The sequence below is a fragment of the Streptomyces sp. CA-142005 genome (assembly GCF_050942335.1).
GTDB lineage: Bacteria > Actinomycetota > Actinomycetes > Streptomycetales > Streptomycetaceae > Streptomyces.
Genome location: NZ_CP192078.1, coordinates 4,558,186 through 4,583,760 on the forward strand (window position 1 = coordinate 4,558,186; position 25,575 = coordinate 4,583,760).

Here is a 25,575-nt window from a genome sequence, read left to right on the forward strand (position 1 = left end):
TCCACACCCTGCGTATGCGAGGAGAGTCCCCGAGGTGAGCGCGAAGAAGGAACCGAGCGTCTGGCAGGGCTTCAAGGCCTTCCTGATGCGCGGCAACGTCGTCGATCTGGCAGTCGCGGTGGTCATCGGCGCGGCCTTCACGAACATCGTGAACTCGGTGGTCAAGGGGGTGATCAACCCGCTGGTGGGGGCGATCGGCACACAGAATCTGGATCACTACAGCTCCTGCCTGAAGGACCCGTGTGTGGTGGGTCCGGACGGCTCGGTCAAGAGCGGTGTGCCGATCCTGTGGGGCACCGTTCTCGGTGCGACGCTGACGTTCGTGATCACCGCCGCGGTCGTGTACTTCCTGATGATCCTGCCGATGTCGAAGTACCTGGCGCGGCAGGCGGCCCGCAAGGCGGCGCGGGAGGGCACCAAGGAGGTCATCGAGGTGACCGAGCTGGAGGTGCTCAAGGAGATCCGCGACGCGCTGGTCGCGCAGCGTGGATCTGGGCGCGACGAACGCTAGCGGCGCTGCCGCGGACGGCTCAGAGGTGGTGGGGCGGCTTCTCGTCGAGGAAGCGCTTGAGGTCGGCGGCGCTGTCGCCGTCCGTGCGCTCGCCCCACCCGCGGTCGGTGTCGTCCGAGGACTGCTGGTCCAGCGGGTCGTCGAAGACCAGTGCGGGCTTCGGCTCGCGGGGCTCGGATGCGGGAGCGGTGCTCATGCCACAAGGGTACGGCCCCGGCCCACGCGCCCCCGCGCGTCCGGCGCCCCCGGTGGGGCCCGCCTGTGAATGCGTTCATTGCCTGCTGATGCCTTCACAACGCCTTCCGAACGCTTTTCTGCTGTGCTGAGGGGCATGATGTCGAGTTCCGCTCCGGCGCCCGCCTCCCCGGGCGCACCCCAGCCCTCCGGACCGCTGCGACGCCTCGTCGCGCGCGGGCGCGACGAGGCTCACCGCGTCTCCTCGCCCCTGGAGCTCTTCTTCGACCTGTGCTTCGTCGTGGCGATCGCGCAGGCGGGCGCGCAACTGGTGCACTCCGTCGCCGGGGGGCACGCGGGCGACGGCATCCTCAACTACGCCATGCTGTTCTTCTCCATCTGGTGGGCCTGGATGAACTTCACCTGGTTCGCCTCGGCGTACGACAACGACGACGCGCTCTACCGGGTCGTCACCCTGGTGCAGATCGCCGGCGTCCTGGTCCTGGCCGCCGGCATCTCCCGGGCCTTCCAGCAGCACGACTACCTGCTGGTCTGGCTCGGCTATGTGATCATGCGGCTGGCGATGGCCACGCAGTGGCTGAGAGCCGCGAGATCGACCGAGGGCGCCGAGAGAACCATGGGGTTGCGGTACGCGTGCGGCGTGCTCCTGTGCCAGGTCGGCTGGCTCGGACTGTTGCTGCTGCCCCAACCCGCCCGGCCCTGGGTGTTCCTTGTGATGGCGATCGCGGAGATGTGTGTCCCGCTGCTCGCCGAGAAGGAGTACGAGACCTCCTGGCACCCGCACCACATCGCCGAACGGTACGGCCTGTTCACCATCATCGTGCTCGGCGAGACGGTCGCCGCGGCGACCGTGGCCGTGAAGGGGGCCTTCGACGAGCGCAACGCGCTGGGCGAGCTGCTGCCGATCGCGGCGGGCGGGCTGCTGATCGTATTCTCCGCATGGTGGATCTACTTCGTGGTGCCCATCCACGGTCACCTGCGCGCCAACGGTCAGGCGTTCCTGTGGGGTTACGGCCACTACCTGATCTTCTCCTCCGCCGCGGCGATCGGCGCGGGCCTGGAGGTGGCCGTGGAACACGCGGTCGGCAAGACAGCCATCTCCACGCTGTCCGCGTCGGCGGCCGTGACGCTGCCGACAGCGCTGTATCTGCTCACCGTCTGGCTGCTCCACTCGCGGCACTTCAAGGTCGGCATCGCCCAGCAACTGGTGCTGCCGGTCGCGGCGCTGCTGGTGATCTGCTGCACCTTCCTGGGCGACTGGGCGGTGTTCGCGGCGGGACTGATGTGCTCGGCTGCGGTCGCCGTCGGGGTGACGCTGACGGCGCGCATGGTCGGGCGGGGGCGTGCGGCGAGCGCCGCTGCTCCGGCCGGCTGAGTCCTCGGAGGCACCGGGAGGGGCGAGACTGGCCTCCATGACAGTTGACGCAATCACGGACGTCGCCGGGGTGCGGGTGGGGCATGCCACCCGCAGCGGGGACGGCTGGCTCACCGGTACCACGGTCGTGCTCGCTCCGGAGGGCGGCGCGGTCGTCGCCGTGGACGTGCGCGGCGGCGGCCCCGGCACCAAGGAGACCGACGCGCTGGACCCGCGCAACGTGGTGCAGCGGGTCGACGCGGTCGTGCTGACCGGGGGCAGCGCGTACGGGCTCGACGCGGCGTCCGGCGTGATGGCCTGGCTGGAGGAGCAGCGGCGCGGCGTGCGGGTGGGGCCGGACCCGGCGCACGTGGTTCCGGTCGTGCCCGCGGCGTGCGTCTTCGACCTGGGGCGCGGAGACTTCCGCGCGCGACCGGACGCGGCGACCGGGCGTGCGGCGGTGGAGGCCGCGGCGGCGAGCGCGCCCGGTGCCAGGGTGCCGCAGGGGTGCGTCGGGGCCGGGACGGGCGCCGTGGCAGGGCGGATCAAGGGCGGCGTGGGCACCGCGAGCACGGTGCTCGACTCAGGGGTCACCGTGGCCGCGCTGGTCGTCGTGAACGCTGCGGGGTCGGTGATCGAGCCCGAGACGGGGGCGCTGTACGGGGAGTTGTGCCAAGGACGGGTGGAGTACCCGGAGGAGCGCGTGCACGAGGCCGCGCGCCGGCGCCTCGACGAAACCGCCGCCGAGCATGCGCCGCCCCCGCTCAACACGACGTTGGCGGTCGTCGCGACCGACGCGGACCTCTCCAAGACGCAGGCGCAGAAGCTGGCGGGCACGGCGCACGACGGGATCGCGCGCGCCGTACGGCCGGTGCACCTCATGAACGACGGCGACACGGTGTTCGCGCTGGCGACCGGCGCGCGCGCTCTCGCCGGGCGCCCCCTGGAGCTCAACGGCGTCCTCGCCGCCGGCGCGGATGTCGTGACCCGCGCGATCGTACGGGGCGTACGCGCCGCCGAGTCGGTCGACGGGCCCGGTGGAGTGTGGCCGTCGTACGGGGAGTTGTACGGGGCGAGGTAGGGGCGGTGCGCGGCGGGGCGGAGGGCTGAGGACGGGCGGGAGCCGCCGCCGGCGTTGCATTGTCGCGGTTGTGTCACGTGATGGCGTTCAGGGGGGAGGGCGGGAACCTTCCCGGCCGCCAGTGTCCTCTTTCTTCACGCACTGGAACGGATCACGCACATCACACGAACCTGGAGCAGCCCGTGACAACGCCGGACATTGCAGCGCGGCGCGTACTGGGGGCCTGTGCCGCCCTGGTGGTCGGCAGCCTCGTCCTGACCGCTTGTGGTGGCGACGCCAACGCCACCGACAACGGCAAGGGCGGCAAGAACTCCCCCAAGGCGTCGGCGGCGCAGATCCTGATCTCGGCCAAGGACGGTTCGACCGGCGCGTCCATCAACGCGACCGGCGTGAAGGTCAGCGGCGGCAGGCTGACCGAGGTGAGGATGACCGTCGCCGAGTCGGGGCAGACCGTGGCGGGCGCGATATCGGCGGACGGCGGCAGCTGGAAGCCGAAGCGGCAGCTGGAGCGCGGGACGAAGTACAAGATCGACGCGACCGCGAAGGACTCCGGCGGCCGTACCACCACGACCAGGTCTGTCTTCACCACCGTCACGACGGCGAACAGCTTCATCGGCACCTACACGCCGGACAACGGCACCACGGTAGGGGTGGGCATGCCGGTGTCGTTCAAGTTCGACAAGTCGATCACCGACAAGAAGGCCGTGCAGTCGCACATCACCGTCGACTCCAGCAGTGGTCAGCAGGTGGTCGGGCACTGGTTCGGGGACCAGCGGCTGGACTTCCGGCCGCAGGAGTACTGGAAGGCCGGCTCCAGGGTCACGCTGAAGATCGACCTGGACGGGGTTCAGGGGGCGAAGGGCGTCTACGGCGTGCAGAAGAAGACCGTCTCCTTCACCGTCGGGCGGTCCCAGGTCTCCACGGTCGACGCCGACACGCAGACCATGACCGTGGTACGCGACGGCAGGACGATCAAGACGGTTCCGATCTCCACCGGCGACCCGCAGCACACCACGTACAACGGGCAGATGGTGATTTCCGAGAAGTTCCGGCAGACCCCCATGGACAGCCGGACGGTGGGTCTCGGCAACGCGTACAACATCCCGGACGTGCCGCACGCGATGCGTCTGACGGACTCCGGGACCTTCATCCACGGCAACTACTGGTACAACAAGGCCAATCCGCCCTTCGGCCGCGAGGGCACCAGCCACGGCTGCGTCGGGCTCGCGGACGTGCAGGGCGGGCAGGGCGCCACGTCGGCCACGTGGTTCTTCGACAACTCGATCACCGGTGACGTCGTGATCGTGAAGAACTCCCCCGACAAGACCGTCGCCCCGGACAACGGGCTCAACGGCTGGAACATGCCGTGGAGCGCCTGGACCGCCGGAAGTGCCCTCTGAGCGGCGCTTTTTGACGTCACGTCGGGCCGCGCGGGAACTTCTCGCGCGGCCCGCGCGTTTTCCTGGCATAGGTTTTCTCGGTTCCAGGACATGATGTCCGACCGAGGGGCTACGGTATGCACCCACAAGGTGACATGCAGCAACGCCGGGAGAAGCCTTGAGCGTTCCGTACGAGACGGCAGCGTACGAACCAGCCGAGTCGCCCGAGTCTCCTGAGGAGCATCTCGAGCGACTCCTCGGCCGTGCCCTGAACTCCTTCGAGCTGCCCGACGAGGTGATACGGCAGCTCGACTGCGCGCTGGTGCACGACAGTTCGCTGCACTCGGCGTACCACAGCGCGGGGCTGCACCGGGAGACGTACCGGCACACCTGGCTGCTCGCCGACGGCTCCGCGGTCACGCTGTGGGAGCTCGCGCACAACCCCACGCCGGGTGGCGCCCCGGTGAGCGAGGTGTACGTCGACGAGGAGGAGCTGCAGACGGCCACGGCGCGGCTCGGGATGCCGCCCGAGACGCCGGAGTTCGAGCTGCCCGCGCTGATGCGGCTGTGGGCGATCCCGGAGCCGCGGCACATGTTCGCCTCCGAGGACTCGGCCGACCACGCGCGCCGGCTGCTGCGCCGTGCGGAGAATCCGGACCGGCCCGACGCGCAGACGGCGGAGCTGCTGGCGACGGCGACGGCGCACGAGATCACGCAGGCGTTCGGGCGCCCGGGCCGCGCCGGGCGCGTGGGACTGAGCTACGCGCTGTACGAGCACGCGTTCCTGCTGCCGGACGGCAGCCAGGTCTCCCTGTGGGAGGTGGAGCACACCGCGACACCGGACGGGCGGCACATGTGCGAGGTGTACATGTCTCAGGACGCGGCCCGGGACGCCATGGAGCGGCGCGCGGCGCGACAGGGGTAGTGAGCGCCGCGGGGCGGCAGGGCAGCGCGTGCCGCGGGGCGGGGAACGGCGCTTCTCCGTCAGTGATCGCCAAGTCGTCGTATCAGTCCGGCGAAGGCGTCCTGTTCCGCGGGGGTGAGTTCCACCTTCTCCCACGCGGGGCCGCCCTGCCGCTGGGGCGGGAGGAACGGGAGACGAGCGGCCGGGAGCTCTCGCAGGGCCTCCTTGCGGAAGCGGCGCAGCAGGCGTACGACGACGATCGCCCAGGCCACGCCGACCAGGGTGAGGACGGCCGCGCCGGTCAACTGGAGAGTCGCGACATGCTCTGGCATAGGCCCAGTACACACCACGGTCCGGGACTTTGATCCCGGACCGTGACGTATCTCGCAGGTGCCGTGAACAACTCACAGCGAACTAAAGGGACAAGGCGTGGCGGCGGTGGGTGGGTCAGGCCGCCACGGGCTGCTTGGTCTCCTTTGCCGCGGTGGCCGCGTTCGCGGCGGGGTCGGTGGCCTTGGTCTCCGCGGTCTGCTTGCGCATGCCCTTGAGCAGGACGACCAGGGCCGTGGTGGCGCAGACGCCGGCCGCGATGGCGATGAGGTACAGGAAGGGGTTGCCGATCAGCGGGATCACGAAGATGCCGCCGTGCGGGGCGCGCAGGGTGGCACCGAAGGCCATCGACAGAGCGCCGGTGAGCGCGCCGCCGACCATCGACGAGGGGATCACGCGCAGCGGGTCGGCCGCCGCGAACGGGATGGCGCCCTCGGAGATGAAGGACGCGCCCAGCACCCAGGCGGCCTTGCCGTTCTCGCGCTCGGTGTGGGTGAACAGCCTGCCCCGCACGGTGGTGGCCAGGGCCATCGCCAGCGGCGGGACCATGCCGGCCGCCATCACCGCGGCCATGATCTTCATGGCGGAGTCGCTGGGGTTGGAGACCGCGATGCCGGCGGTGGCGAAGGTGTAGGCGACCTTGTTGACCGGGCCGCCGAGGTCGAAGCACATCATCAGGCCGAGCAGGGCGCCGAGCAGGATCGCGTTGGTGCCGGTGAGGCCGTTCAGCCAGTCGGTGAGGCCCTTCTGGGCACTGGCGATGGGCTTGCCGATCACCACGAACATCAGGAATCCGACGATCGCCGAGGAGATCAGCGGGATCACCACCACCGGCATGATGCCGCGCAACGCCGGGGGTATCCGCACCTTCTGGATGGCCAGCACCACACCGCCGGCGATCAGACCGGCCGCGAGGCCGCCGAGGAAGCCCGCGTTGATGGTCAGGGAGATCGCGCCGCCCACGAAGCCGGGGACGAGGCCTGGCCGGTCGGCCATGCCGTAGGCGATGTAGCCGGCCAGGACCGGGACCAGGAAGCCGAAGGCGACGACGCCGATCTGGAAGGACAGCGCGCCCCAGCTGTCGGCCTGCGTCCACACGAAGTGGTCCATGACCGACGGCGCCTTGTTGATCTTGTAGCCGCCGATCGCGAATCCCAGGGCGATGAGGAGACCGCCCGCGGCGACGAACGGCACCATGTAGCTCACACCGCTCATCAGCCACTTGCGCAGCTTGGTGCCGTAGCCCTCGGTGGAGTCGCCCGCGCGCTCGACCGGCGTGCCGCCCGAGGCGGGCGCCGGCGCGCTCGTCTCGCCGCGCGCCGCCTTCGCGCGCACCTCCGTGATGAGTGCGGCGGGGCGGTTGATGCCCGCCTTCACGCCGACGTCGACGGTCGGCTTTCCGGCGAAACGGTCCTTCTCTCGTACGGGGACGTCGTGCGCGAAGATCACGGCGTCCGCCGCCGCGATCACCGCCGGGTCCAGCCGGGTGAAGCCGGCCGAGCCCTGTGTCTCGACGACGAGTTCGACGCCCGCCTCGCGTCCCGCATTCTCCAGGGACTCGGCCGCCATGTAGGTGTGCGCGATGCCGGTGGGGCAGGAGGTGACGGCGACGATACGGAAGGGACGTTCGCCGGAGCCCGCGGCGGAGCCGGCGCCCGCGGGGGTCGCCTGCGCCGGGGTGGACGCGCCCGGCGCCTGCGCGGTGGTGCCCGCCGCGGCGTCGGCGGAGGCCGCCACCGACGCCGCAGCGGTGTCTTCGAGGGCGCCGCCTGCGCCCGCAGCGCCCACGGCGCCCTGAGCAGCGCCCGCCGCAGGGTTCGCGCCCCCGGTGCTCGGCGTCTCGTCGCCGCGGATCAGCGCGGCCGCCGTCTGCGTGTCGGTCACCGCGCGCAGCGCGTCCGTGAACTCGGTGTTCATCAGCTGGCGGGCCAGTGAGGAGAGGATCGTCAGGTGGGCGTCGTCGGCGCCGGCCGGGGCCGCGATCAGGAAGATCAGGTCGGCCGGGCCGTCCGCGGCGCCGAAGTCGATGCCGGCGGCGCTGCGGCCGAAGGCGAGGCTCGGCTCGGTGACGTGGGCGCTGCGGCAGTGCGGGATGCCGATGCCGCCGTCGAGGCCGGTCGGCATCTGGGCCTCACGGGCGGCCACGTCGGCGAGGAAGCCCTCCAGGTCGGTCACCCGGCCTTGGGCCACCATGCGCTCGGCGAGGGCGCGCGCCGCCGCTTCCTTGGTGTCGGCGGACAGGTCGAGGTCGACCAGGTCCGCGGTGATCATGTCGCTCATCGCGGGCTCCTATGCACGCGTATCGCCCGGGGGGAGGCGTGGGCGGAAAGGGGGACGGGGGTGGGGGCAGCGGCGAGTACCGGGGAACATCGCCGCTTCGAGGCGGGCCCGGTGGGCACGTCCTGGGGTGTGGACGCGGTGTGAGCGCCCGGCCGCCGGGTGCCGGGGCGGGTGCGGCGGAGCGCGAGGGCGTTCATGACACCGGCTCCGTCAGTTCGCGGTCGAGGGGGATCTCGGCCGTGACGGTCACGGCCGACGGGTCCAGGTCGGCGGGGGTCGGCATGACGCTGCCGGGGAGCTGGACGGCGGCGGCGCCGTGGGCGACGGCGGAGGCGAGGGCCTCGGGGCCGCTGCCGCCGGCGATCAGGAACCCGGCGAGGGAGGAGTCCCCGGCGCCGACGTTGCTGCGGACCGTGTCCACGCAGGCGGTGGCGAACCAGGTGCCCGCGTCCTCCACGAGGAGTTGCCCGTCGGCGCCCAGGCTGGCGAGCACGGCGCGCGCGCCCATGCCGCGTACCTCCTCGGCCGCCTTCAGCGCGTCGCCCACGGTCGCCAGGGGGCGCCCGACGGCTTCCGCGAGCTCCTCGGCGTTGGGCTTCACCACGTCGGGCCGCGCGGCCAGTGCCTCCAGCAGCGCATGCCCCGAGGTGTCCAGCGCGATGCGCGCGCCCCCGGCGTGCGCCCGCGTGACGACGTCGGCGTACCACGAGGGCGCGAGCCCCCGGGGCAGGCTGCCGCAGCACGCGATCCAGTCGGCGTCGCGGGACTGCTCGTGCACGGTGTCCAGGAGGAGCTCCTGTTCGGCCTGCGACAGCTCCGGGCCCGGCGCGTTGATCTTGGTGAGCACCCCGTCGGACTCCGCGAGCGCGATGTTCGAGCGGGTGGCTCCGGCGATCAGGACCGGCGCGACCTCGATGCCCTGCGCGTCGAGCAGGTCCGCGATGAGCGCCCCCGGCGCACCACCCAGGGGCAGAACGGCGACCGTGCGCCGGCCGGCGGCCGCGACGGCGCGCGAGACGTTCACGCCCTTGCCGCCGGGGTCCATGCGCTCGCCGGTGGCGCGGACGACCTCGCCGCGTTCCAGGGCGGGGACCTCGTAGGTGCGGTCGAGGGAGGGGTTGGGGGTGACGGTGAGGATCATGCGCGTACTACTTCCGTGCCGCCGCGCTCGATGGCGGCAGCGTCTTCCGGGCTCAGCCCGCTGTCGGTGATCAGCAGGTCCACATCGCCCAGGTCGCCGAACCGGGCGAAGTGCTCCTGGCCGTGCTTGGAGGAGTCGGCCAGCAGCACCACGCGCCGGGCGGCCGCGACGGCGGCCCGCTTGACCGCGGCCTCGGCGAGATCCGGGGTGGTCAGACCGTGCTCGGTGGAGAAGCCGTTGGCCGCCACGAACAGCACGTCGGCGCGGATCTCGCCGTATGCGCGCAGCGCCCAGGCGTCCACGGCAGCGCGCGTGCGGTGCCGTACGCGCCCCCCGACCAGATGGAGCTGGATGCCCGGGTGGTCGGCGAGGCGGGCGGCGATGGGCAGGCTGTGCGTGACGACAGTCAGGGAGGCCTCCAGCGGGATCGCGGCGGCGACCCGGGCGACCGTCGTACCGGCGTCGAGGATCATCGTGCCCTCGGTCGGCAGTTCGGCGACGGCGGCCTTGGCGATGCGGTCCTTCTCGTCGGCGGCGGTGGACTCGCGCTCGGTGAGGTCCGGTTCGAAGTCGAGGCGGCCCACCGGGATGGCGCCGCCGTGCACCCGGCGGACGAGGCCCGCGCGGTCGAGGGCCTTCAGATCGCGGCGGATCGTTTCCGCGGTGACCTGGAACTCCTCGGCGAGCGACAGCACGTCCACCCGGCCGCCGTCACGTGCGAGCCGGAGGATCTCCTGCTGCCGTTCCGGTGCGTACATGCGTGCTCGCCTCCGCCTCGATGTCCGTTCACTTCTGACTGATGCCCGAACGTGTGGTTTCAGTCGCGAGGCTACGCCGGGATTTCCGGAAAGTAAACAGGTTCGGGCTTCAACCGGACATGATCGGGCGTCCGGCCGGACAGAGGGGCATGGACGGGCATGCGACGGGCCCGGCACCCGCAGGTGCCGGGCCCGTCAGGCGCGGCTCAGTGCACCAGCTCCGGCTCCCGCGCCGGCGCCTCCGCCTCGGCTCCCTCCACCTGCTGTGCGGGCCGCTTCGGCAGGGCCGACATCAGCAGGAAGATCGCGCCCATGATCCCGGCGACCCACCACAGCGCGTGCTGGAAGGCGTGCACGAAGGCCGGGCCGCCCTGGGCCGGGGCCGGCCGGTCGCCGATCTCGCCGAAGAACACCACCGACACCAGCCCCAGGCCGAGCGCGTTGCCCATCTGCTGCACCGTGTTGATCAGCCCGGACGCGGACCCGGCGTGCTGGCGCGGCACCTCGGAGAGCACCGCGTCGGTCAGCGGGGCGACGATCAGCCCCATGCCGGCGCCCATCACGACCAGCGGGAGGGACATCTGCCAGGAGGCGATGCCGAGGCCGTACCGGTGCGCCTCCCACAGGTAGAGCAGGACGCCTACGGCCATGACCAGCGCGCCCGCCTGGAGCACCTTCCGCCCGAACCTCGGTACGAGGTTCTGCACCGACATCCCGGCCGCCGTCGACACCGCGAGGGAGAACGGCACGCCGGTCAGCCCGGCCCGCAGCGGGCTCCAGCCCAGGCCGATCTGCATGTAGAGCGTCCAGACCAGGAAGAAGATGCCGAGCGCGACCCCGAAAACGGTCTGTACGGCGATGCCCGCAGCGAAGCTCTTCACCCGGAAGAGGGACAGTTCGATGAGCGGGGAACCGTCCCTGGCCGCCTTCCGTTTTTCGTACGACACCAGCGCCGCGAAGACGACGAGCGCGCCGGCCATGCAGAGGTACCCCCACAGTGGCCAGCCCAGCTCGCGACCGCGGGTGAGCGGGTAGAGCAGCATCAGCAGGCCCAGCGAGACCAGGGCGACACCGACGAGGTCCAGCTTCAGCGCCCTGGGGGCCTTCGATTCGGTGATGAAGTGGCGGCCCAGGATCCAGGCCAGGACGCCGACGGGGAGGTTGATGAGGAAGATGGGCCGCCATTCGAGGCCGAACAGGTTCCACTCGGTCAGCAGCGCGCCGAGCAGCGGTCCGGAGACCGCGCCGAGGCCCACGATCGCGCCGAACAGGCCGAACACCTTGCCGCGTTCGTGGGCCGGGAAGGTGGCGTGCACGATCGACAGCACCTGCGGCACCATCATCGCCGCCATACCGCCCTGCAGGATGCGGGAGGCGACCAGCATCTCCGGGTTCGCGGCGAAGCCGCACAGGGCGGAGGCGAGGGTGAAGCCGCCGACACCGATCAGGAACAGCCGTTTGCGGCCATGGATGTCGCCGAGACGTCCGCCGGTGATGAGACCCGCGGCGAAGGCCAGGGCGTAGCCGGCGGTGATCCACTGGATCTGACTGACCGACGCGTGGGCCGTCCGCTGGATGGACGGGATGGCGATGTTGACGATCGTCACGTCCACCAGGTCCATGAAGGCCGCGGTCATGACGATGGCCAGGGCCAGCCATCGGGTTCGGTCGGGGATGGGTTCGGGGAGCGCCGTGGGAGGGGGTGTGGTCACCCGGGTGCCGGTCGTCTGTGGCTTGTCGCGCCCTGTGGCGGAGCCGCTGATCGACGCGGCTGCGCGCCCCGGGAAGGTGTTGTCGTCGCCGTGGGTCATGCGCTCAAGCTAGGAGGCCATTAGGTCAGATCGTGTCCTACTTGTGCGGCATCCTCGTACTCATGACGACGGACACCCCGGCACGGTTGTTGCAGCTCCTCTCCCTGCTCCAGACCCCCCGAGAGTGGCCCGGCGGTGAGCTCGCCGAGCGGCTCGGGGTGTCGCGGCGCACCGTGCGACGGGACATCGACCGGTTGCGTGAGCTCGGGTATCCGGTGCAGGCCAGCAAGGGGGCCGACGGCGGATACCGGCTGGTCGCCGGCAAGGCGCTGCCGCCGCTGGTGCTGGACGACGAGGAGGCGGTGGCGATCGCGGTGGGGCTGCGGGCCGGAGCCGGGCATGCGGTGGAGGGCGTGGACGAGGCCTCCGTACGGGCCCTGGCCAAGCTGGAGCAGGTGCTGCCGGCCCGGCTGCGCCACCGGGTGTCCACGCTCCAGGCCGCGACGACACCGCTGACCAGCGGGGACGGGCCGACCATCGCACCGGAGACGCTGACCGTGATGGCCTCGACAGTGGCGGGGCACGAGCGGCTGCGGTTCGCCTACCGCGACAAGGACGGCGGCGAGTCACGGCGGCTGACCGAACCGCACCGGCTGGTGTCGACCGGGCGGCGGTGGTATCTCGTCGCCTACGACCTGGACCGCGCCGACTGGCGGACCTTCCGGGTGGACCGGGTGAGCGAGCCGTTCGCGACCGGAGCCCGCTTCGCGCCACGGGAGTTGCCGACGGGGAGCGCGGCGGAGTATCTGCGCCAGTCCATCCAGCGGCGGCAGGAGAGGTACGAGTTCGCGGTGCGCTTCGCCGCGACGGCGGAGCAGGTCTCCGCACGCCTGCCGGCGGGGCTCGGGGTGCCGGAGGACGACGGCGCGGGCGGTTGTGTGCTGCGGGGCGCCTTCGGCGATCCCCTGGAGTGGCTGGCAGTACGGCTGGCGATGACGGGGTACGAGTTCACGGTGCGGGGTCCGGGTGAACTGGCCGCATGCGTCCGCGAGTTGGGTGCGCGGCTGAGTCGAGCGGGGGCGGATGTCCGCGAGGAGGGGACCCTTCGGTGAGGACACCTTCGGTAGGGGCCCTTCGGCGAGGGGCTCTTCGGCGTGCGGCGCCGGGGACGGCTCTAGCCCTCCCCGGCGTCCCACTCGAAGTCCCGCAGGGATTGGAGGTTGCGCAGCGCCAGGGTCGCGGGGCCGTCCGGGCCCGTGGGCGGGGAGGAAGTGGCGGCCCAGGACTCCACGGCCACACGGACGGCGGCGCCGGCGACGGCGGCGGCGAAGCGGAGGTCGGGGGTGACCGTCGCCTCACCGGTCCCACGACCGTCAAGTCGGCCAGGCTCACGGCCGGTTGCCGTTGCCGCGATCCGGTGCGCGAGGATCTCCGCCAGGCTCCGCTCCGACGCCTGGCACACCTCCGCCCAGACCTTGCGCAGGGCAGGGCTGGCGTCGGCCAGACGGATCAGGGTGCGCACCCATTCCCAGGACGCGGCCGAGACGCCGGCGCCGGGGATGAGGGTGTGCTGCACGGCGTGCTCCAGGGCCTCGGGGACGCCGAGCTGGGCCGGGGCCGAGCGGACCGCTTCCGCCCAGCGCTGGGCGCCTGCCGCGTAGAGGGGGGCGACCGCTTCCTCCTTGGTGGCGAAGTAGCGGTAGAAGGTGCGCGGGGCGATGCCGGCGGCCTGTGCGATGTCCTCGGCGCGGGTCGCCCGCAGACCCTGGCGGACGAACAGGGCGGCCGCCGCCCGGGCGATCTCCGTCCGGGTCTCGGCCTTGCGGCGTTCGGTCAGCGAGACGGGCGCGGAGGCGGAACGCGATTCACGGGCAGCGGTGGAGGTGGTGCCGGGGGTGGTGCTCGGCGGGGTGCCGGGGGTGGTGCTCATCCCGGCAGGCTATGCCCATGTGGCAGAATCTGCCATCCGACGGTCCACCCCGGGGTTCAGGTACGGGGTGGGCCGTCGTTCCATGACGCGCCACCATCCCGCCGCCCGCGCAGACTTGAGTCTCCCGCCAGGGGAGACCGGAAGGTGGGGTCATGCACTCCGGCATCGCGTACTCGATCGGTGAGCTGGCCCGGCGTACCGGGCTGTCGGTCAAGACCATCCGCTTCTACTCGGATCAGCATCTCGTGGTGCCGGCGAGCCGTACCCCTGCCGGTTACCGCCGCTACGGCCCCGAGGCGGTCGCCCGGCTGGCGCTCGTACGGACGCTGCGCGAACTCGGCCTGGGCCTGGAGGTGATCCGGCGGATCGTGGACCGGCCGCTCGGCCTCGGCCGGGTCGCGGCCGAGCAGGTGGCCGCGCTGGACGTGCAGATCAGTGCGCTGCGCCTGCGCCGGGCGGTGCTGTCCGCCGTGGCGGCCAGGCGTGAACCGACCTTCGAGGAGATGGAATTCATGCACCGGTTGGCGACCCTGTCCGAAAAGGAGCGGCGCCGCCTGATCGACGGTTTCCTCGACGCCGTCTTCGAGGCACCGCCCCAGCCCTCCCTGACCGACGCACCCCAGCCTTCCCCGGCCGACGCACCACCCCACCCCTCCCCGGCCGACGCACCACCCCACCTCGCCCCGGCGGACGCATCACCCCACCCCTCCCCGGCCAACGCATCGCCCCAACTCGCCCCGGCCGACGCGCCCCATCCTGCCGAGGGCGGGCTCCGGCGCTCCCTCACCCCCGAGTTGCCCGACCACGCGACCGAGGAACAGGTGACGGCGTGGGTGGAGCTGGCCGAGCTGTCGCTCGACGACGAGTTCCGTGCGGCCGTACGACGGCTGGTCCGGGAGCATGCCGGGACCCGGCACGGCCGCGAGGGCAGCGTCGCCGGCACGCCCCCCGTCCCGGACGTCGTCGCCGTCGCCCGGGATGTCGTGAACACCGCCCTTGCGTCCGGCATCAGGCCCGAGGCGCCGGAAGCGGATCCCGTCGTCGCGGCCCTTGTCACCCGATGCGCCCCCGCCTGCGGGCAGCCAGGTCACGCCGCGCCGCACGAGTGGCTGCTCCAGCGTCTCGAAGCCGCGCGCGAACCCCGCCATGACACCTATCTCCGCCTGCTGGCCCTCGTCAACGGTTGGCCGGCCCCCGAGCCGGTGACACCGGCGATCGACTGGGCGGCCGCAGCCCTGCGCGCGCGGGCGGTGGCCGGATAGGAACGCCCGGACAGGAACGGACGGCAGGAACGGACGGACAGGAACGACCCCAGCGACCGATCAGTTGACAGGCGGCACCCTCAACCGACCCAAGCGGTCGAGAAGTCGCAGATACAGACACGCATGAAGCCGGGCCTCGGCACCCGGGGGGGATAGGTGCCGAAGCCCGGCTGGGAGGTCCCGGCGCCGGGGGGGGATGTGCGTCGGGACCTGGCTGTGTGGTTCGGTTCGTGCGGTGGGCGCGTGGGGTCGGCCCGGTCTGTGCGGTTGGTGCGTGGGAGTGCGGTCCCGGGCCTGGCTGCTGGGGGCCCGGAAGGGTTGTTCCCGCGGGCCCGGGAGTTGAAGCGATGGGACCGCGCCATGTTCGCGCCGCCTTTCGCCACCGGCGTGCGCTCCCCCAGGCACCCGACGCCCACAGGCACCACAGGTTGCCGGCCGCCGCGCTCCCGCACCGCGGCCCACCGCGACCCCCGACTCAGCCCACGGGCGCCCCTCTCACAGCCGGCACCGGCACGTCGTAACTCCGTTACGCCGCCGCGTCGAAGCCGGTCTGGCGGGCCAGCTTCTTCAGTTCGAGCAGAGCGTGCTTCTCGATCTGGCGGATGCGTTCGCGGGTCAGGCCGTGTTCCTTGCCGACCTCGGTCAGGGTGCGCTCGCGGCCGTCCTCGATGCCGTAGCGCATCTTGATGATGGAGGCCGTGCGCTGGTCCAGGCGGCCGATCAGGTCGTCCAGTTCCTCGCTGCGCAGCAGGGTCATGACCGACTGCTCGGGGGAGACCGCCGAGGTGTCCTCCAGCAGGTCGCCGAACTGGGTCTCGCCCTCGTCGTCCACCGACATGTTCAGCGAGACCGGGTCACGGGCCCAGTCCAGGACGTCGATGACGCGCTCCGGCGTCGCGCCCAGCTCCACGGCGATCTCCGCGGGCTCCGGGTCGCGGCCGTGCTCACGGTTGAACTCGCGCTGCACGCGGCGGATGCGGCCCAGCTCCTCCACCAGGTGGACGGGGAGCCGGATGGTGCGGGACTGGTCGGCGATGGAGCGGGTGATGGCCTGACGGATCCACCAGGTGGCGTACGTCGAGAACTTGAAGCCCTTGCGGTAGTCGAACTTCTCGACCGCGCGCACCAGACCGGCGTTGCCCTCCTGGATCAGGTCGAGCAGGGGCAGGCCGCTGCGCGGATAGCGCCGGGCCACGGCGACGACGAGGCGGAGGTTGGAACGGATGAAGATGTCCTTGGCCCGCTCGCCGGCGGCGACCAGCGCCTCCAGTTCCTCGCGGGTGGCGTCCGTCTTGGACTCCTCCTCACCGTCGAGGACCTGCTGCGCGAAGACACCCGCCTCGATGGTCTGGGACAGCTCGACCTCCTTGGCGGCGTCGAGCAGCGGCGTGCGCGCGATCTCGTCGAGGTACATGCCGACCAGGTCGCGGTCCGCGATCTCGCCGCCATGGGCGCGAACACTGCTTGCCGAGTCGACCGTCTCGCCGGTGGCGGACTGACGACGGGCGACGGCACGGGTTGCCATGCGTGCTCCCTTGCGATGGTGGGCTGGCGGGTGGTCCTGCTGAACGCTCGGCATCGGGGGAGGGTCTGTGGCGACTCTCTCCGAGTGCCCTGCATCCGTGGGAAACAACGACTGGAATCCGGACAGAATTCCCAACCCGCCCCCCAATTTTTCTGATCATGCAGTACCCTGTCCGCCACACGGGGAGGCGACATGGCCACGCAACGTACAGAGGTGCAGGTCAGGCCGGGAGTCGAGGGAGATCTCGACGCTCTCACGGCGATCTACAACCACTATGTACGCGAGACGGCCATCACCTTCGATACCGCGATCTTCACTCCGGAGGAGCGCCGCCCTTGGCTGCTCTCCCACCCGGAAGACGGCCCGCACCGGCTGAAGGTTGCCACGGACGCGGAGTCACAGCGGATTCTGGGGTACGCCACATCCAGCCCTTACCGGCCGAAGCCCGCGTACGTCACGTCGGTGGAGACCTCGGTGTACGTCGCCCCGGACGCCGGGCGGCGCGGTGTCGGCACGCTGCTCTACGAGGCCCTGTTCAAGGCGCTGGCCGACGAGGACGTGCACCGCGCCTACGCCGGGATCGCCCAGCCCAACGAGGCCTCCGAACGGCTGCACGCCCGCTTCGGCTTCCGGTATGTCGGCACGTACCGCGAGGTCGGCCGCAAGTTCGGCCGCTACTGGGACGTGGCCTGGTACGAGAAGGAGCTGTGACCCCGAGGGGTCCCTGGGCGCCCTTGAGGGCCCGCACTCATCCGAACTGCACCGACCGCTTGGCCATTCCCATCCAGAACCCGTCGATGACGGACTTCTGCGCGTCGAGCTCGCCCCCCGCCTCCGCCGCACCCATGGTGACGAAGAGCGGGGCGAAGTGTTCGGTGCGCGGATGGGCGTATCGGCCGGCCGGGGCCTTGTTCAGGAAGTCCAGCAGGGCGTCCCAGTCGCGGGCCTGAAGGGCGCGGCGGCCCCAGTCGTCGAACTCGGAGGACCAGCTGGGCACGCCGCTCCCCGTGTACCGCAGGGCGGCGAGGTTGTGGGTGAAGAAGCCGGAGCCGACGATCAGCACCCCCTCGTCTCGCAGCGGCGCGAGCTTGCGGCCGATGTCCATCAGGCGCACGGGGTCGAGCGTGGGCATGGATATCTGCAGGACGGGGATGTCGGCGGCGGGGAACATCTCGACGAGGGGGACGTAGGCGCCGTGGTCGAGGCCGCGGTCGGGGATGTCCTGGACGGGGGTGCCGGGGGCGCGCAGCAGCTTGCGGACGGACTCGGCGAGCTCGGGGGCGCCGGGGGCGGCGTACTGGACCTGGTAGTAGTGCTCGGGGAAGCCCCAGAAGTCGTAGACGAGCGGGACGGTCTCCACCGCGCCGAGGGCGAGCGGGGCCTCCTCCCAGTGGGCGGAGACCATGAGGATCGCCTTGGGGCGGGGCAGGCCGGCGGACCAGGCGGCGAGCTGGCCGGGCCAGACGGGGTCGTCGGCGAGCGGCGGGGCGCCGTGACTGAGGTACAGGGCGGGCATGCGCTCCGGGCTGCTGGTGGACATCGCGGCGGCTCCCAGGACAGTGTTGCTTTAACTCTCAAGTTCCATGTGCAACCGTACGCCCGACTAGTTCAAGTTTCAAGGAGATGCCTCGTACAGTGGAGTACATGAACACGGCATCCGGCTCCGCCGCACAGCCCCGCTGGCTCAGCGACGAGGAACAGCGCGTCTGGCGCGCCTACCTGCACGCCACCACCCTGCTGGAGGACCACCTCGACCGGCAGCTGCAACGGGACGCGGGCATGCCGCACATCTACTACGGCCTGCTCGTCGGCCTCGCCGAGGCACCGCGCCGCCGGCTGCGGATGACCGAGCTGGCGATGCAGGCGAAGATCACCCGTTCCCGGCTGTCGCACGCCATCGCGCGGCTGGAGAAGAACGGCTGGGTGCGCCGTGAGGACTGCCCCTCCGACAAGCGCGGCCAGTTCGCGGTGCTCACCGACGAGGGCGCCGAGGTGCTCAGGCGCACCGCGCCGGGGCACGTGGCCGCCGTACGGCAGGCGCTGTTCGAGCGGCTCAGCCCGGAACAGCAGAAGGCCCTCGGCGAGATCATGGAGATCGTCGCCGAGGGCCTCCAGCCCGATGAAGCGGGTGCGGACCTGCCCTGGCTCCGCTAGGTCAGCGCGCGGCCACGCGCGCTGCGGCCGGTCAGTGGGCCACCACCGGCACCGGCACCTCGTCCTCGACGCCCTCGCCGGAGGCCACCGTGGTGGCGCCCGGGCGCCCCGCGTTGACGAAGGTGAAGGCGATCAGGGCGGCGAGGCCCAGGATGCCGACGGCGAGCCAGATCGCCGCGGTGTAGCCGTGCACCAGGCCCTGCAGCTGGACCAGCTGCTGCTGCGGCTTGGCGGCCGCACCGGCGATGTGGTCCTTGACGTACGACGTCGTCGCGGAGGCGGCGATCGTGTTCAGCAGGGCGGTGCCGATCGCGCCGCCCACCTGCTGCGAGGTGTTGACCATCGCGGAGGCGACGCCGGCGTCCCGGGGCTCGACGCCCATGGTGGCCAGGGACATGGCCGGCATGAACGCCGTACCCATGCCGAGGCCCAGGAGCAGCATCGCGGGCAGCAGCAGGGCGGCGTACGACGAGCCGACCTCCAGCTGCGTCAGCAGCAGCATGCCGACGCCGGCGACCAGGAAGCCGGGGCCCATCAGCAGGCGGGCCGGGACGCGGGTCATCAGCCGGGTGCCGATCTGGGTGGAGCCGGTGATCATGCCCGCGATCATCGGCAGGAACGCGAAGCCGGTCTTGACCGGCGAGTAGCCCTTCACGACCTGCAGGTAGTAGGTCAGGAAGAGGAACAGGCCGAACATGCCGATGATCGCGAGACCGAGCGAGAGGTAGATGCCGCCGCGGTTGCGGTCGGTCACCACGCGCAGCGGCAGCAGCGGGGCCTTGACCCGGGACTCGACGAAGGCGAAGGCGGTCAGCAGCACCGCGGACGCGATGAACATGGACACGGTGACCGCGTCGCTCCAGCCGTCGGACTCGGCACGGGTGAAGCCGTAGACGAGGGCGACCAGGCCCAGGGTGGACAGGATCACGCCGGGGATGTCGAGCGGGGAGCGGTTGCGGCCGCCCTCGGGCTCACGGATGACGAAGTAGGCGCCGGCCGCGGCGACGATGGCGAACGGGATGTTCACGAAGAAGGTCCAGCGCCAGTTCAGGTACTCGGTGAGGAAACCGCCGAGGATCAGGCCGACGGCACCGCCGCCGCCCGCGATGGCGCCGTAGATGCCGAACGCCTTGGCGCGCTCCCTGGCGTCCGTGAACATCACGGCGAGCAGCGACAGCGCGGCCGGGGCGAGCAGGGCGCCGAAGACGCCCTGGAGGGCGCGGGCGCCGAACATCATCGCACCGGTGGTGGCGGCACCGCCCAGCGCGGAGGCGAGGGCGAAGCCGGCGAGGCCGGTGACGAAGGCGCGCTTGCGGCCCCACTTGTCGGCGATACGGCCGCCGAAGAGCAGCAGACCGCCGAAGGCGAGGGCGTAGGCCGTGACGACCCACTGCCGGTTGCCGTCGGAGATGCCGAGGTCGCTCTGGGCGGAGGGCAGGGCGATGTTCACGATGGTGGCGTCGAGGACGACCATCAGCTGGGCGAGCGCGATGAAGACGAGCGCCTTCCAGCGGTTGGCGTCGCCGCCGCGTGCGGCGACGCCGGTCGGCGCGGTGGCGCCGGCAGCCTTTCGGGCTGTTTCGGACATGGGGGTACCCACTTCGGGACTTCGAGACGGAACGTGACGGAAAACGTGCGGAAAAGATCGAGAAAACAGGGAGTAGGACGAAAAAACGGAAGCTCAGGGTGTGGCTCGTCGACGGTGACGGCCGGGGCGCCGGGTGTGCCGGCCTACGGGTGGACTGGGATCGGGGGCCGAACTAATCGGTCACGAGTCGCGCAGCTCCTTGATGGTCACGGCCGTGCCCGGCAGGGCGGAGCGGGCGGGCGCCCGCAGGCCGTCGAGGAACAGCTGAAGGTGGCGGTGGACGAAACGGTCGCCGCGCAGGCAGTCCGTGCCGGCCGGGGGCCGGCTCAGCTGCGCCACGACGATCATCAGGTCGCCGACGCCGACGTCGGGCCGGAGCTGGCCTGCCGCCACGGCCCGCCCCATGACCTCCTCCACGAGCTGCTCGACACGCTCGCGGGAGGCTTCCAGGTCGGGGTGGTGCTTGTCGAAACTGCTGGCGATCATCGGGCACAGCGCGCTGATCCGCTCGACGGCGGCGGCGTGCACGAAGTGCTCCAGCGCGGCGAAGGCGTCCCCGGTCTCGGCGAGGGCCACCTCGGCCGCCTCGGCCGTACGGTCCATGACCGAGCAGACGACCTCGCGGACGAGGGCCTCGCGGTCGGGGAAGTTGCGGTACACCGTGGCGTTGCCGACGCCGGCCCGGCGGGCGATCTCGTCGAGCGGCACGTCCGGACCGTGCTCGACGAACATCTCCCGGGCCGCGGTGACGATCCGCTCCCGGTTGCGCACGGCGTCGGCGCGGGGCCGGGGCACCTTGCGCGCTACGGGGGTGGTCGCGGTCGGCACGGCGTACTCCTCGGTCTGCTGCTTGGCGATCCGGGGATGCAGTCCCCGTTTCGCTCTGACGCAGGGCTAAACGGGGAGAGGGTCCCCGGTTATTTCCCGAGCACGAAAAGAATTCCTGTGACCTGAGACACACTCACATCCCGCCGGGATTCACCCCCGTGCGAGCCCGCATTCCCACGATCGGTCTCCTCCAGCGCGCGCCCCGCACCCCGCCGACACAGGGTGATCGCAAGGGTGCAGCCGGAGACCTGTGGCTGCCGTGGAGCGAAGGGTCCATGCATGCAGCCGCAGCCGCCCCGCCACATATGCCCTGCGCAAACAGGAGCCCGGGGCGGCCCCGCCCGCACAGCAGCCCGCGGCGGCTTCGGCCACGCACGAGCCCACCGGGGCGGCCCCGCCCGCGAAGCGCGCCCGCCGCGCTCCCGCCGCCGCATACGCCCGCGCCGGGCGGCTGTACTCGCCGCGGTGACCGCCCTGACCGTGGCGGTCGGCACCTCGGCCGGAACCGGACACCTGATGGCGCCCAGCACCGCCGGACCCATCGGCACGGCCCGCTCCGCTCTCATCCCCTGCACGATCCAGGGCAGCGTCGACGTACAGATGACCGAGGGCATCCCCACCCCGCACGGCTACGCCCGCTCCACGGGCACGCTCCACGCCCTGACCCTGATGGTCGACTTCTCCGACGCGCCCGGACAGGGCAGCGCCATGGACCGCTTCCACGAGTTCTTCCCGCAGACCCGGGACTGGTTCCGCACCGCGTCCTACGGCCGCCTCGACTACCGGCCGGAGACCCCGGTCACCACATGGCTGCGGATGCCCAAGCCCTTCAAGGAGTACGGCATAGAGCGCGGCGCGCCCTTCGACCCCGGCTACCGGGAGCTGGTGCAGGACATCGTGGCCGCGGCCGACCCGAAGGTGGACTTCCGCGCGTACGACATCCTCAACGTCCTGGTCACCCCCAACGCCGGCCCCTCCGCCCTGGACACGGTCCTGTCCGTGACCTTCGCCGGCAACGGCGAGGCCGCCCCGGTCGCCGACGGCGTCCCCGTCGCCAACGCGTCCTTCATCTACTCCCGGCAGGACGACGGCTCCGGCTCCTTCTCCCACACCGGCTACCGGGTGCTGCCGCACGAGAACGGCCACACCTTCGGCCTGCCCGACCTGTACACGCAGGAGGGCGGGGGCGCGGTCGGGCACTGGGACATCATGAGCGAGGACTGGGGGGCCGGGAACGATCTGCTCGGCTGGCACAAGTGGAAGCTGGGCTGGCTGGACGGCTCCCAGGTGGGCTGCGCGGCGGCGCGCGGCACCGTCGAGTACGACCTGACACCGCTGTACAAGGCCGGCGGCGGCAAGCTGGTCCTCGTCCCCATCGACGCGTGGAGCGCGTACGCCCTGGAGGTGCGGGAGCAGGGCGGCAACGACGAGGTGGTGTGCCGGCCGGGCGTGCTGATCTACAAGGTGGACGGCTCGATCGACACCGGACGCGGACCGGTCACCGTCCACGACAGCCACCGGGACAGCGGCGGCTGCACCCGCAGCCCCAACGTCCAGGCAGAGCTCTCCGACGCCCCCTACTCCCCCGGCGAGACCTTCAAGGACCCCGGTCACGGCATCACCGTTCAGATGATCAGCAAGGACCAGGACAAGACGTACCGGGTACGGGTGACGCGGACGTAGCGCCTCCGGCTTCCGGAAGGAGCCGGCCGGAGGGAGCCGGCCGGAGGCTCTTCGGCCACGGGGCGCCGGGGGCGGTCTACCGTAGGCGTGCCCGTATGCCCTTACCGGAGAGCCGATGCCCGCGAAGAGTGCGACCGCACTGGATGCCGACACCCGCGCGGAAGCGGGGGAGGCGGTCGGGCCGTTGCTGCGCGGGGTCGGGGTGCTGCGGCGGCTGACCGAGGCGGGCGGCACGCTCAGCCCCAGCGCGCTGGAACGGGCCACCGGCCTCGCCCGCTCCACCGTCGACCGCGTCACCGCGACCCTCTCCCGCATGGACTACGTCCGCCTCGACGGCCGGGACGTCGTCCTCGCCCCCGGCGTGATGGAGCTGGGCAACGCCTACCTGGCCGCCCTGCGGCTGCCCGCGCTGCTCGGCGCCCACGCCGACGCCCTCGCCGACGAACTCGACGAGTCGGTCTCGCTCGCGGTCGCCGACCTCGACGGCATCCGCTTCATCCACCAGGCCACCCGCCGCCGCGCGATGTCCGTGAGCTTCCGCATCGGCGACCTGCTCCCGGCCGAACGCACCGCGCCGGGCCCGCTGTTCGCCACCGAGTGGACGGAGCCGGACTGGACACGCTGGCGCGCCCGCCGCGCGGCGGACCCGACGGACGCGGCCTTCCCCGCCGTACCGCCACGACAGCTGCCCGCCGACGACTCCGCCTTCCCGGAACGGGTGGAGCAGGCGCGCCGGGACGGCTGGGCGGTGGACGACCAGCTGATCGAACCGGGCCTGGTCGCGGTCTCCGTGCCCGTACGGCACCCGGACACCGGCCGCCTGGCCTGCGTGGCGAGCGTGGTCAGCCACACCAGCCGGCACTCCGCAGCCGACCTGCGCACCAGCCTCCTGCCCCGCCTTCGTACGGCGGTGGCGGCGATGGAGTCCGAGCTGCGCACCGCTGCCCCGCCCGAGCCCGGCCCGCCGCCCTCGGGCCTGGCGACCTGGACGACGGCGTCCAAGCACGAGCTGGGCCGGGACTTCGTGGAATCCCTGGCGCGCGGCCTGACCGTGCCGGCCGCCTTCGGCGAGGGCCGCACGGCGCTGTCCCTGAGCGAGGTGGCACGGGCGACCGGCCTGGCCCGGGCCACGGCCCGCCGCGCGCTGCTCACCCACGAGCACCTGGGCCTGGTGCGCGTGCACCCCGACCACACCTTCACCCTGACCCCCCGCGTCCTCGACCTCGGCTTCCCGCCGCTGTCCCGCACTACGCTCCCCCGCCTGGCCGAGCCCCACCTCCGCGCCCTCGCGGACCGGTTGCACGAACCGACGGCGCTGGCGGTCCTCACGCCCGACGGCACGGAGATCCAGTACACGGCCGGAGCGGGCGCGAGCCGCGTCCTCACCGTCCACATCACCGTCGGCGCCCGCCTGCCCGCCGCCCGGACCTCCCTCGGCCGAGTCCTCCTGGCGGACACCGCCCGCCCCCTCCCCCCGCCCCTCGCCGAGGTCCACGCCCAGGGATACGCCCTGGTCGACGAGGAACTGGAGTCGGGCCTACGCTCCATCGCCGTACCGCTGCGGGACCGGGCCGGCCGGGCGGTCGCCGCGCTGAACGTCGCCACCCACGCGGCCCGCCGCACCCTCGAGGACTGCGTCCACGACGTCCTCCCCGCCCTGCGCACGACCGCCGCCCACATCGAGTCCGACCTCCACACCGCCTCCCGCTTCACCCACATCCCCGCATCCTGACCCCGACCCGCACGGCCCGCCGTACCGCGCGGGGCCCACCCGCTACACTGTCGGCGGTGGCCCCGTCGCCACCGATCGAGCAATGCCTTCGTAGCTCAGGGGATAGAGCACCGCTCTCCTAAAGCGGGTGTCGCAGGTTCGAATCCTGCCGGGGGCACAAGGGAAAAGGCCCCGGACCGATCTTGGTCCGGGGCCTTTGACATCTACTTCTGACATCAACGCGGGCGGTCACTGACGACCGGGACGCCTCCGCAGCAGGCGATCCATGTGGCTCATGGCCTCGCGCTGGGTGTCCTGCACGACGTGGGTGTAGACGTCCATGGGGATGCTGATCTGGCTGTGCCCAAGGATCTCCATCACGACGCGGGGCGCGACTCCGGCCGCCGTGAGGAGGGTCGCGGTGCCGTGCCAGGCGTCGTGCAGCCGGATCACGCGGAGGCCGGCGGACTGGGCGATGCGGGTGAAGGAGCGGTACAGGTTCCGCGGCTCGACCGGGTGGCCGGTGCGGGTGGTGAAGACGTAGGCGGACTCCTGCCAGTTCTCCCCCGCCTTGGCGCGGGCAGCTGCCTGCCGCATGCGGTGCCAGCGGAGGGGCGCGATGCAGAGGGCGGGGAGCGGGACGGCACGGCGACGGCGGCTTTTCGGGTCGTCGTCGTACAGGACGCCCTGGCGGCGCTGTGCCTGCTGGCGGACGTACAGGACGCGGTGGTCGAGGTCGAGGTCCGACCAGCGAAGGCCGACGATCTCGCCCCGGCGGAGGCCCATGGCGATGGCGAGCACGAAGGCCGCGTAGAGCGGGTCCTTGCGAGAGGCAGCGAGGAAGTCGAGGGTTTCGTCCAGGCTCCAGGGCTTCAACTCGCGGATGTCGGTTCGGGGCGGCTCGACGAGCTTGGCAACGTTCCGCGCGATCAGTTCCTCACGGCAGGCCGAGGACAGCGCTGAACGCAGAACTCGGTGCGCTTCCTTGGCCGTTGCCCCGGTGGTCTCCTGCTCCAGGCGCACGAGGAACCGGCGTACATCGGGGACGCTGAGAGATTCGAGCCAACGAAGTACCGCAACCGGTACGACCGCAGCCGACCATCACTGCACGTACGCGGCCGGCTGGTCAGCCCAGCAAGCATCAGCGACCGCCGCGCCCGTAGTTCGCATTGAGGGGCACCGTGGCACCCCCGCAGTCCGTCTCTGGGCT

General features: G+C 71.8%; 22 protein-coding genes, 1 tRNA gene and 1 pseudogene. 12 read left to right on the top strand and 12 right to left on the bottom strand.

Translation table 11 applies throughout. The annotated features are described in order from the left end of the window. The first annotated feature begins 34 nt into the window (after nucleotides 1-34). Complete coding sequence (mscL, locus tag ACQPXS_RS21335; RefSeq protein ID WP_433450919.1) at nucleotides 35-511, top strand: large conductance mechanosensitive channel protein MscL; 477 nt, start codon at nucleotides 35-37, stop codon at nucleotides 509-511. 19 nt (nucleotides 512-530) lie between these two features. Here mscL and ACQPXS_RS21340 read toward each other — a convergent pair whose 3' ends face one another. Beyond that, nucleotides 531-707, bottom strand: a complete 177-nt coding sequence (locus tag ACQPXS_RS21340) for a hypothetical protein (RefSeq protein WP_351807265.1) — start codon at nucleotides 705-707, stop codon at nucleotides 531-533. Nucleotides 708-842: 135 nt separating this feature from the next. Between ACQPXS_RS21340 and ACQPXS_RS21345 the strand changes: the two genes are divergently transcribed. The 4 genes from ACQPXS_RS21345 to ACQPXS_RS21360 all read left to right on the top strand — a co-directional run bounded on the left by ACQPXS_RS21345 (nucleotide 843) and on the right by ACQPXS_RS21360 (nucleotide 5,445). After that, the gene (locus ACQPXS_RS21345) at nucleotides 843-2,081 is read left to right on the top strand and encodes a low temperature requirement protein A (RefSeq protein ID WP_433450920.1); all 1,239 of its coding nucleotides are present in this window, start codon (nucleotides 843-845) and stop codon (nucleotides 2,079-2,081) included. 37 nt (nucleotides 2,082-2,118) lie between these two features. Continuing rightward, nucleotides 2,119-3,141: a P1 family peptidase gene (locus tag ACQPXS_RS21350; protein ID WP_433450921.1), complete on the top strand. Its 1,023-nt coding sequence runs from the start codon at nucleotides 2,119-2,121 to the stop codon at nucleotides 3,139-3,141. A gap of 182 nt (nucleotides 3,142-3,323) precedes the next feature. Further along, nucleotides 3,324-4,541 (top strand): Ig-like domain-containing protein, encoded by a 1,218-nt coding sequence (locus ACQPXS_RS21355; protein ID WP_433450922.1) that lies wholly within the window; start codon nucleotides 3,324-3,326, stop codon nucleotides 4,539-4,541. A gap of 157 nt (nucleotides 4,542-4,698) precedes the next feature. After that, entirely contained in the window at nucleotides 4,699-5,445 is a 747-nt protein-coding gene (locus ACQPXS_RS21360; protein ID WP_433450923.1) for a DUF6227 family protein, read from the top strand. A 59-nt stretch (nucleotides 5,446-5,504) separates the two neighbouring features. Here ACQPXS_RS21360 and ACQPXS_RS21365 read toward each other — a convergent pair whose 3' ends face one another. From ACQPXS_RS21365 to ACQPXS_RS21385, 5 genes are all read right to left on the bottom strand, one after another. After that, a complete protein-coding gene (locus tag ACQPXS_RS21365) occupies nucleotides 5,505-5,756 on the bottom strand; it encodes a hypothetical protein (RefSeq protein WP_433450924.1) in 252 nt (83 codons plus the stop codon). Nucleotides 5,757-5,871: 115 nt separating this feature from the next. Further along, complete coding sequence (locus tag ACQPXS_RS21370; RefSeq protein ID WP_433450925.1) at nucleotides 5,872-8,034, bottom strand: PTS fructose transporter subunit IIABC; 2,163 nt, start codon at nucleotides 8,032-8,034, stop codon at nucleotides 5,872-5,874. Nucleotides 8,035-8,227: 193 nt separating this feature from the next. Further along, nucleotides 8,228-9,175, bottom strand: a complete 948-nt coding sequence (gene pfkB / locus ACQPXS_RS21375) for a 1-phosphofructokinase (protein ID WP_433450926.1) — start codon at nucleotides 9,173-9,175, stop codon at nucleotides 8,228-8,230. Then, nucleotides 9,172-9,933: a DeoR/GlpR family DNA-binding transcription regulator gene (locus ACQPXS_RS21380; RefSeq protein ID WP_433450927.1), complete on the bottom strand. Its 762-nt coding sequence runs from the start codon at nucleotides 9,931-9,933 to the stop codon at nucleotides 9,172-9,174. Before ACQPXS_RS21380 ends, pfkB begins: the two co-directional genes overlap by 4 nt. Nucleotides 9,934-10,139: 206 nt before the next feature. Then, complete coding sequence (locus ACQPXS_RS21385) at nucleotides 10,140-11,744, bottom strand: MFS transporter (RefSeq protein WP_433450928.1); 1,605 nt, start codon at nucleotides 11,742-11,744, stop codon at nucleotides 10,140-10,142. A 62-nt stretch (nucleotides 11,745-11,806) separates the two neighbouring features. On the opposite strand from ACQPXS_RS21385, the gene ACQPXS_RS21390 reads away from it, so the two are divergent. Beyond that, a complete protein-coding gene (locus ACQPXS_RS21390) occupies nucleotides 11,807-12,796 on the top strand; it encodes a helix-turn-helix transcriptional regulator (RefSeq protein ID WP_433450929.1) in 990 nt (329 codons plus the stop codon). A gap of 62 nt (nucleotides 12,797-12,858) precedes the next feature. Here the strand turns inward: ACQPXS_RS21390 and ACQPXS_RS21395 are convergent, their stop codons facing one another. Beyond that, on the bottom strand, nucleotides 12,859-13,614 hold the full coding sequence (locus tag ACQPXS_RS21395) for a TetR/AcrR family transcriptional regulator (RefSeq protein WP_433450930.1): 756 nt from the start codon (nucleotides 13,612-13,614) through the stop codon (nucleotides 12,859-12,861). A gap of 152 nt (nucleotides 13,615-13,766) precedes the next feature. Here ACQPXS_RS21395 and ACQPXS_RS21400 point away from each other — a divergent pair, with 152 nt between their 5' ends. Beyond that, entirely contained in the window at nucleotides 13,767-14,876 is a 1,110-nt protein-coding gene (locus tag ACQPXS_RS21400; RefSeq protein ID WP_433450931.1) for a MerR family transcriptional regulator, read from the top strand. 526 nt (nucleotides 14,877-15,402) lie between these two features. Here the strand turns inward: ACQPXS_RS21400 and ACQPXS_RS21405 are convergent. After that, on the bottom strand, nucleotides 15,403-16,401 hold the full coding sequence (locus ACQPXS_RS21405; RefSeq protein ID WP_351807253.1) for a sigma-70 family RNA polymerase sigma factor: 999 nt from the start codon (nucleotides 16,399-16,401) through the stop codon (nucleotides 15,403-15,405). Nucleotides 16,402-16,593: 192 nt separating this feature from the next. Between ACQPXS_RS21405 and ACQPXS_RS21410 the strand changes: the two genes are divergently transcribed. After that, nucleotides 16,594-17,112, top strand: coding sequence for a GNAT family N-acetyltransferase (locus tag ACQPXS_RS21410; protein WP_351807251.1), 519 nt, complete (start codon nucleotides 16,594-16,596; stop codon nucleotides 17,110-17,112). A 37-nt stretch (nucleotides 17,113-17,149) separates the two neighbouring features. On the opposite strand, the gene ACQPXS_RS21415 is transcribed toward ACQPXS_RS21410, so the two are convergent. Next, nucleotides 17,150-17,941, bottom strand: a complete 792-nt coding sequence (locus ACQPXS_RS21415; RefSeq protein ID WP_433450932.1) for a dioxygenase family protein — start codon at nucleotides 17,939-17,941, stop codon at nucleotides 17,150-17,152. A 104-nt stretch (nucleotides 17,942-18,045) separates the two neighbouring features. Between ACQPXS_RS21415 and ACQPXS_RS21420 the strand changes: the two genes are divergently transcribed. After that, nucleotides 18,046-18,555 carry a MarR family winged helix-turn-helix transcriptional regulator gene (locus tag ACQPXS_RS21420; protein ID WP_351807249.1) on the top strand — a complete coding sequence of 170 codons (510 nt, stop codon included), beginning with the start codon at nucleotides 18,046-18,048 and terminating at the stop codon, nucleotides 18,553-18,555. A 31-nt stretch (nucleotides 18,556-18,586) separates the two neighbouring features. On the opposite strand, the gene ACQPXS_RS21425 is transcribed toward ACQPXS_RS21420, so the two are convergent. Together ACQPXS_RS21425 and ACQPXS_RS21430 are read right to left on the bottom strand one after the other, a co-directional pair. Continuing rightward, nucleotides 18,587-20,143: an MFS transporter gene (locus ACQPXS_RS21425; RefSeq protein ID WP_433450933.1), complete on the bottom strand. Its 1,557-nt coding sequence runs from the start codon at nucleotides 20,141-20,143 to the stop codon at nucleotides 18,587-18,589. Nucleotides 20,144-20,323: 180 nt separating this feature from the next. Further along, complete coding sequence (locus ACQPXS_RS21430; protein WP_433450934.1) at nucleotides 20,324-20,971, bottom strand: TetR/AcrR family transcriptional regulator; 648 nt, start codon at nucleotides 20,969-20,971, stop codon at nucleotides 20,324-20,326. Nucleotides 20,972-21,436: 465 nt separating this feature from the next. On the opposite strand from ACQPXS_RS21430, the gene ACQPXS_RS21435 reads away from it, so the two are divergent. The 3 genes from ACQPXS_RS21435 (at nucleotide 21,437) to ACQPXS_RS21445 (ending at nucleotide 24,543) form a co-directional block, all read left to right on the top strand. Continuing rightward, entirely contained in the window at nucleotides 21,437-22,654 is a 1,218-nt protein-coding gene (locus tag ACQPXS_RS21435; protein ID WP_433450935.1) for a M6 family metalloprotease domain-containing protein, read from the top strand. 115 nt (nucleotides 22,655-22,769) lie between these two features. After that, complete coding sequence (locus ACQPXS_RS21440; RefSeq protein ID WP_433450936.1) at nucleotides 22,770-24,386, top strand: IclR family transcriptional regulator domain-containing protein; 1,617 nt, start codon at nucleotides 22,770-22,772, stop codon at nucleotides 24,384-24,386. 84 nt (nucleotides 24,387-24,470) lie between these two features. Beyond that, nucleotides 24,471-24,543 (top strand) — tRNA-Arg (locus ACQPXS_RS21445). A 71-nt stretch (nucleotides 24,544-24,614) separates the two neighbouring features. Here ACQPXS_RS21445 and ACQPXS_RS21450 read toward each other — a convergent pair. Further along, a pseudogene (locus tag ACQPXS_RS21450) lies at nucleotides 24,615-25,430 on the bottom strand (tyrosine-type recombinase/integrase); the annotation flags it as partial. Nucleotides 25,431-25,575: the final 145 nt, after the last annotated feature.